General features: G+C 73.7%; 7 protein-coding genes. 3 read left to right on the forward strand and 4 right to left on the reverse strand.

The window, feature by feature from the left end; translation table 11 throughout:
* From G9H71_RS20530 to G9H71_RS20540, 3 genes are all read right to left on the reverse strand, one after another.
* Positions 1 to 236 (reverse strand): NAD(P)-binding protein (locus tag G9H71_RS20530; protein WP_331273155.1); only part of this gene is annotated, 236 nt, incomplete at its 3' end.
* A 5-nt stretch (positions 237 to 241) separates the two neighbouring features.
* Positions 242 to 1,024: an SDR family NAD(P)-dependent oxidoreductase gene (locus G9H71_RS20535; protein ID WP_166284646.1), complete on the reverse strand. Its 783-nt coding sequence runs from the start codon at positions 1,022 to 1,024 to the stop codon at positions 242 to 244.
* 26 nt (positions 1,025 to 1,050) lie between these two features.
* Positions 1,051 to 1,788 carry a PIG-L deacetylase family protein gene (locus G9H71_RS20540; RefSeq protein WP_166284647.1) on the reverse strand — a complete coding sequence of 246 codons (738 nt, stop codon included), beginning with the start codon at positions 1,786 to 1,788 and terminating at the stop codon, positions 1,051 to 1,053.
* 101 nt (positions 1,789 to 1,889) lie between these two features.
* Between G9H71_RS20540 and G9H71_RS20545 the strand changes: the two genes are divergently transcribed.
* Both G9H71_RS20545 and pcrA read left to right on the forward strand, forming a co-directional pair.
* A complete protein-coding gene (locus G9H71_RS20545; protein WP_166284648.1) occupies positions 1,890 to 2,222 on the forward strand; it encodes a hypothetical protein in 333 nt (110 codons plus the stop codon).
* 103 nt (positions 2,223 to 2,325) lie between these two features.
* Complete coding sequence (pcrA, locus tag G9H71_RS20550; RefSeq protein WP_166284649.1) at positions 2,326 to 4,611, forward strand: DNA helicase PcrA; 2,286 nt, start codon at positions 2,326 to 2,328, stop codon at positions 4,609 to 4,611.
* A gap of 139 nt (positions 4,612 to 4,750) precedes the next feature.
* Here pcrA and G9H71_RS25330 read toward each other — a convergent pair whose 3' ends face one another.
* Positions 4,751 to 5,566 carry a M23 family metallopeptidase gene (locus G9H71_RS25330; protein WP_331273157.1) on the reverse strand — a complete coding sequence of 272 codons (816 nt, stop codon included), beginning with the start codon at positions 5,564 to 5,566 and terminating at the stop codon, positions 4,751 to 4,753.
* Between the two features lie 399 nt (positions 5,567 to 5,965).
* Between G9H71_RS25330 and G9H71_RS25615 the strand changes: the two genes are divergently transcribed.
* Positions 5,966 to 6,142: ATP-grasp domain-containing protein (locus G9H71_RS25615; protein ID WP_407939781.1), on the forward strand; the 177-nt coding region annotated here is incomplete at its 3' end.

Here is a 6,142-nt window from a genome sequence, read left to right on the forward strand (position 1 = left end):
CCGCCCGCGGCGACCAGGTCCTCCCGCAGGCCGGGAAGCAGCTCCTGCGCCGCGAGCATGCCGCGGTGCAGGAATACGTGGGGCTGCCAGTCCTGCGGGACCCCGCGGCGGTGAGCCGGTGCGGCGGGAAGCACGTCCCGCTCGACGACCGTGACCGACGCGCCCGCCTGCGCTGCCGCTGCGGCCGCGAAGCACCCTGCGGCGCTCGCCCCCAGGACGACGACGTGCCGGGCCATGGCCGTCAGCGGAAGCTGCGGGCGCTGGGGCGGCCCTGGCCGCCGTCCACGACGATGTCCGCTCCGGTGACCCAGCCCGCCCGGTCCGACAGCACGAACGCGACGACGTCGGCGACCTCCTCCGGGCGGCCCAGCCGCCCGAACGGGAACTCCTGCTCGCGGAACCGCTCGAAGCCCGCGGGGTCGTCCTGCTGGTAGCGGTCCCAGCCGCCGCCGGCGAAGAAGATGCTGCCGGGGCTGACGGCGTTGACGCGGATCCCGTCGGCCGCCAGCTCCTGGGCCATGGCTCGCGCCAGCTGGATCTCGCCCGCCTTGGCGACGCTGTAGGTCGTGCGCGGCGCCACCTTGCTGCCGTTGACGCTCGTGACGAGGACGACCGCGCCGCCGCCGGCCGCGAGCAGGTGCGGGTGGGCGGCCTTGACGACCGTGACGGAGTGGCCGGCGTTGAGGGCGAACGTGGCCGCGAAGTCCGCGGTCGAGCTGTCGAGCAGGTTGCCGCCCACCGTGCCGCCCGCGTTCGCCACGACGCGGTCGAGCCCGCCGAGCTGCTCCGCCACCGCGTCGACGGCGGAGGCGAGCGCCGGCTCGTCGGTCACGTCGACGGCGTAGGTCACGACCTGCGTGCCGTGGCGGGCGACCTGCGCGCGGGCGCGCTCGAGCCCTTCCTCCCCGCGCGCGAGCAGCGCGACGGAGGCGCCCTCGGCCGCGAGCGTGTCGGCGATGGCGAGGCCGAGGCCCCTGCTCCCGCCGGTGACGAGGGCGCGGGCGCCCGTGAGGCCGAGGTCCATGCGCCGACCTTAAGCGGGGCGAGGCCTCAGGGGCAGGCGACGACCTTGAATGCCTCGGCCATCCGTCCCTGCGGCAGGCCGTGCACCGAGGCGTCGCCGCGCAGGAACCCGCGGACGAAGTCGTCGAAGCCGTCGATGTGGGCGACCTGGCTGACGTGCGAGCGCAGGGCGGCGAGCTTGCGCTCCACGACGTCGGTCACGTCGACGGCGTGGTCCGGGCTCGGGTGCGCCATGATCCACATCTCGCGCACGGTCCACGCCTCCAGCCCCTCGTCGCGCAGCAGCTCGACGTGGGTGAACGGGTTGCGCGCGTCCGGGTAGATCGAGTTGACCGCGGCCTCGCCGGCGGCCCGGTGGTCGGGGTGGGAGGCGGGCAGCCGGTCCCAGCGGTACTCCGGGCTGGGGACGATCGCCCGCTGCGGGCGGACCTGCCGGATCACCCGGCTGATGTCCCGGCGCAGGTCGAACGTCGGTTCGAGCCGGCCGTCCTTGTAGCCGAGGAAGCGCACGTCCGTGACGCCCACCTCGCGGGCCGCCGCGACCTGCTCGGCGCGCCGGATGCCCGGGATCTCGCGGCGGGGCACGGCGGGGTCGAAGCCACCCGCGTCGCCGTCGGTGCAGATGCAGTAGGTCACCTGCACGCCGCGGTCGGTCCAGAGCGCGACCGTCCCGGCGGCGCCGAAGTCGATGTCGTCGGGGTGCGCGGCGATGACGAGCGCGCGCTCGACCTCGTCCTCGGGGATCGTCACAGGCACGGACGGCATCGTAGGGAACGCGCCGCAGCCGCGCCGGTCGGTGCCCCCGGCGGCGGATCCAGCGAGCGACGCGCACCCCGGGACGAGCGCGCACCCGGTAGAAAGGGCCTGTGAAGCAGCGCGTACGCAGGAGCCTGGCTGAGCGCGCGGAGCGCCTCCTGGGGCTCGCCCTGATCGCGGGGTCGGCCGCGCTGCTCGCCGTGGCGCTGCTGCAGCGCGACTGGGAGTCGCTGCCCGGGACCCTGCTCTTCATGGCGCTGGGCGGGCGGTTCCTGCTCGAGCGCCGCTACCGCCAGCTGGCCAGTGCGGTCATCTTCGCGGCGGTCCTTGGGTTCATCGTGGTCCGCGCCCTGCAGGGGGAGTGGCTCTGGGCGCTCGCCGCGTGCGTGCCCGCGCTGCTGCTCGGGCTGTCCCTGCGCCCGCAGCAGCGCGCTCCGCGCTGACCCGTGCGCTGACACCCGCGCGCGGAGCCGCGCCCCCGGCTGCGCCCAGGCCTGTGTGCGCAGCCCGCCGCCTGTCGGCGGGGCGACCTAGACTCGACGGACGATGAGCAGCCTGCCCGACGACCTCGTCCTCGACCTCCCGGCCGTGTCGGCGGAGCCGTCGCACCCCCGTCGCAGCGCGAGCCCTGCCGACCTGCTCGAGGGGCTCAACCCCCAGCAGCGCGCGGCCGTGGTCGCGGAGGGCTCGCCGGTCCTCATCGTCGCCGGGGCCGGGTCCGGCAAGACCCGGGTCCTGACCCACCGGATCGCCCACCTGCTCGCCGCCCGCAACGTGCACCCGGGCGCCGTGCTCGCCATCACGTTCACCAACAAGGCCGCGGGCGAGATGAAGGAGCGCGTCGCCGGCCTGGTCGGCGGCCGGACGAAGGCCATGTGGGTGTCGACCTTCCACTCGGCCTGCGTGCGCATCCTGCGCAAGGAGATCAGCCGCTTCGGCTTCACGTCGAGCTTCTCGATCTACGACGCCGCCGACTCCCAGCGCCTCATGGGGCTGGTCTGCCGCGAGCTGGACCTCGACCCGAAGCGCTATCCGCCACGGTCGTTCAGCAACCAGGTCAGCAACCTCAAGAACGAGCTGATCGACCACGAGGCCTACGCCGCGAAGGCCGAGACGGACCTCGAGCGCAAGCTCGCCGAGGCCTACGCGCTCTACCAGCGCAGGCTGCGCGAGGCCAACGCGCTGGACTTCGACGACCTGATCATGACGACGGTCAACATCCTGCAGGTCTTCCCGGACGCCGCGGAGCACTACCGGCGCCGGTTCCGGCACATCCTGGTCGATGAGTACCAGGACACCAACCACGCGCAGTACGTCCTCGTCCGCGAGCTGGTCGGGCGGCCGGGGGAGGCGACCCCGCCGGCGGAGCTGTGCGTCGTCGGAGACGCGGACCAGTCGATCTACGCCTTCCGCGGTGCGACGATCCGCAACATCCTCCAGTTCGAGGAGGACTACCCCGACGCGCAGACGATCCTGCTCGAGCAGAACTACCGCTCGACCCAGACGATCCTGTCCGCGGCCAACGCCGTGATCGCGAAGAACGCCGGGCGCAAGCCGAAGCGGCTGTGGACCGAGTCCGGCGACGGGGCGCCGATCGTCGGCTACGTCGCCGACAACGAGCACGACGAGGCCGCGTTCGTGGCCAACGAGGTCGACCGGCTGACCGACGAGGGCCTGGCCAAGCCCGGCGACGTCGCGGTGTTCTACCGCACCAACGCCCAGTCGCGTGTGTTCGAGGAAGTCTTCATCCGCGTCGGCCTGCCCTACAAGGTCGTCGGCGGGGTGCGGTTCTACGAGCGCAAGGAGGTACGCGACGCCCTCGCCTACCTGCGCACCCTGGCCAACCCGGCCGACTCGGTGTCGCTGCGCCGCATCCTCAACACACCCAAGCGCGGGATCGGCGACCGGGCCGAGGCCTGCATCGAGGCGCTGGCGTCGCGCGAGCGCATCACGTTCAACCAGGCGCTGCTGCACGCGGCCGACGCCCCCGGGCTGGCGACGCGGTCACTGACCAACATCTCGGAGTTCAACCGGATGATGGAGGGGCTGCGCACCCTCGTCGAGGCCGGCACGGAGCCGGCTGAGCTGCTCGAGGCGATCCTCGAGCAGTCGGGCTACCTGCTCGAGCTGCAGCGCTCCAGCGACCCGCAGGACCAGACCCGGCTGGAGAACCTCCAGGAGTTCGTGGCCGTCGCGCGCGAGTACTCCACCTCCGACCCCGAGGGCGGCCTCGCCGGGTTCCTCGAGCGCGTGGCGCTCGTCGCGGACTCCGACGAGATCCCGGAGGGCGCGGAGGACAGCGGGGTCGTGACGCTGATGACACTGCACACGGCGAAGGGGCTGGAGTTCCCCGTCGTCTTCCTCACCGGGCTCGAGGACGGCGTCTTCCCGCACATGCGCTCCCTCGGCGACGACAAGGAGCTCGAGGAGGAGCGCCGGCTGGCGTACGTCGGCATCACCCGCGCGCGCGAGCGGCTCTACATCTCCCGTGCCCTGGTCCGCAGCTCCTGGGGCGCGCCGTCCTACAACCCGCCCTCGCGCTTCCTGGACGAGGTGCCGTCCCAGCTGACCGACTGGAAGCGGGTCGAGCCCTCGCGCGCGGCCCCGCCGTCGGCGCTCGCCGTCGCCGCGGCGCGGCCCACGGCCAAGTCGCCCGGCAACCGCAAGGTCGTCTCGCTGAGCGTCGGCGACAAGGTCACCCACGACACGTTCGGGCTGGGGACCGTCGTCGCCACCGCCGGCGTCGCGGAGAAGGCCGAGGCGACGATCGACTTCGGGGCGTCCGGGACGAAGCGGCTGCTGCTGCGCTACGCCCCGGTGGAGAAGCTGTAGCCGACCGGGACAACAGCCGGACACAGGAGCCGGACACAGCGGCCGGAGACGGAGGAAGGCCACCTCCTGGCGCGTTGTCACGAGGAGATGGCCTTCTTCGAAAGCCTGCTGAGACCCGGATCGGGCCGACGCCAGCTGCCTAGAGCACGACCCCGTGCTCGCGCAGCCACGACTCCGCGTCGACCGGGTCGGCGGCGCCGGGGCGGACCTCGAGGTGCAGGTGCGGCCCGGTGGTGTGGCCCGTCGCGCCGACGCGGCCGATGAGCGTGCCGGCGATCACCTTCTGCCCGGCGTCGACGAGAGTGGCCGACAGGTGGCCGTACCACGTCTCGGTGCCGTCGTTGTGGCGCAGGACGATCTTGTTGCCGTACGCGCCGTCGTAGCCCACCGAGACGACGACGGCGTCGCCGACCGCGTGGACGGGCGTGCCGGTCGGGGCGGCCAGGTCGGTGCCGGTGTGGCCGTTGGACCACAGGCTCGCGCGCTGGCCGAAGTGCGCGGTGATCCGGTAGCCGCTCAGCGGCTCGACCCAGGCGCGGCGGGCGCGGGCGAGCGAGGTCAGGCTGGCCCGCTTGCTGCTGCGCGTCGCGCGCTGGGCTCGCCGGGTGGGCTTTGCGCTCGCCTCGGCGGCCGGGGTCGACGCGGCCGCCGAGGGGGTGTCGGGAGCCGTGGGCTTGGACGACGGGCGCGTCACCGGGGTCTTGGCGAGCGTCGGCGTGGGCGTCGGGGTGGCCGCCGTCCGGGTGCTCAGCGCGGGGGCGGCGAGGTCCGTGGAGGTCGAGGGCGCCCGGCGGGTGTCATCACCGGTGGCAGCGGGAACCTGGAACGCGTAGGCCGCGGCGGACGCGACGACCGCGGTCCCGAACAGGACGGGCGGGCTCGGGCGGCTCCCGGTCGCGGGGCTGCGGTGCCTGCCGGGCCGACGGTGCTTGCCGGCGGTACGACGAGCGCTCACAGACCGTCCTTCTCGCGTCGGCAGGGCAGGGCATCAAGCAGCGTTCTGACCAGCAGTCGACCAGCCGCCGGGAACAGCGGCCGACGACCAGCAGGAGCCGGGTCCGCGCCGGCGCAGCAGGGCTCGGGCCGGAGCCGCAGGCCCCGGTCGGCCGGGCGCATCGGGGGACAGGCTACGCGGTCCTGGGGCGATCCGTCGCCCCGGTCCCCACATCCCTGTTTCGGACAAATCGGTAACGAGTAGAGCCCCGTCACTTCTTCCCCAACCGTCGCGGAAGGTCGGGGGCAGGCCCGCCCCGATTCGGCCGCAGCAGGTAGGCGGGACTAACCTCGCCGACGGACAGCGGCCGCGCCGGCGTACGACCGGGCGGCCGGGACGTACCCAATTGGACGGAGGCCTGTGGACCTCTTCGAGTACCAGGCGAGGGACGTGTTCGCCGCGCACGGCGTGCCCGTGCTGGACGGCGCGGTGGCCGAGACGCCGGAGGAGGCCCGTGCCGCCGCCGAGCGGCTGGGCGCCGGGGTCGACGGCGGCCGCGTCGTCGTCAAGGCACAGGTCAAGACGGGCGGCCGCGGC

Origin of the sequence: Motilibacter deserti, assembly GCF_011250635.1 — a bacterium.
Taxonomy (GTDB): domain Bacteria; phylum Actinomycetota; class Actinomycetes; order Motilibacterales; family Motilibacteraceae; genus Motilibacter_A; species Motilibacter_A deserti.

What these genes read in the sequence shown, in the direction of transcription:
- G9H71_RS20535 (WP_166284646.1), bottom strand. Translation starts at nt 1,024, where the DNA reads ATGGACCTCGGCCTCACGGGCGCCCGCGCCCTCGTCACCGGCGGGAGC.
- pcrA (WP_166284649.1), top strand. Translation starts at nt 2,326, where the DNA reads ATGAGCAGCCTGCCCGACGACCTCGTCCTCGACCTCCCGGCCGTGTCG.
- G9H71_RS20540 (WP_166284647.1), bottom strand. Translation starts at nt 1,788, where the DNA reads ATGCCGTCCGTGCCTGTGACGATCCCCGAGGACGAGGTCGAGCGCGCG.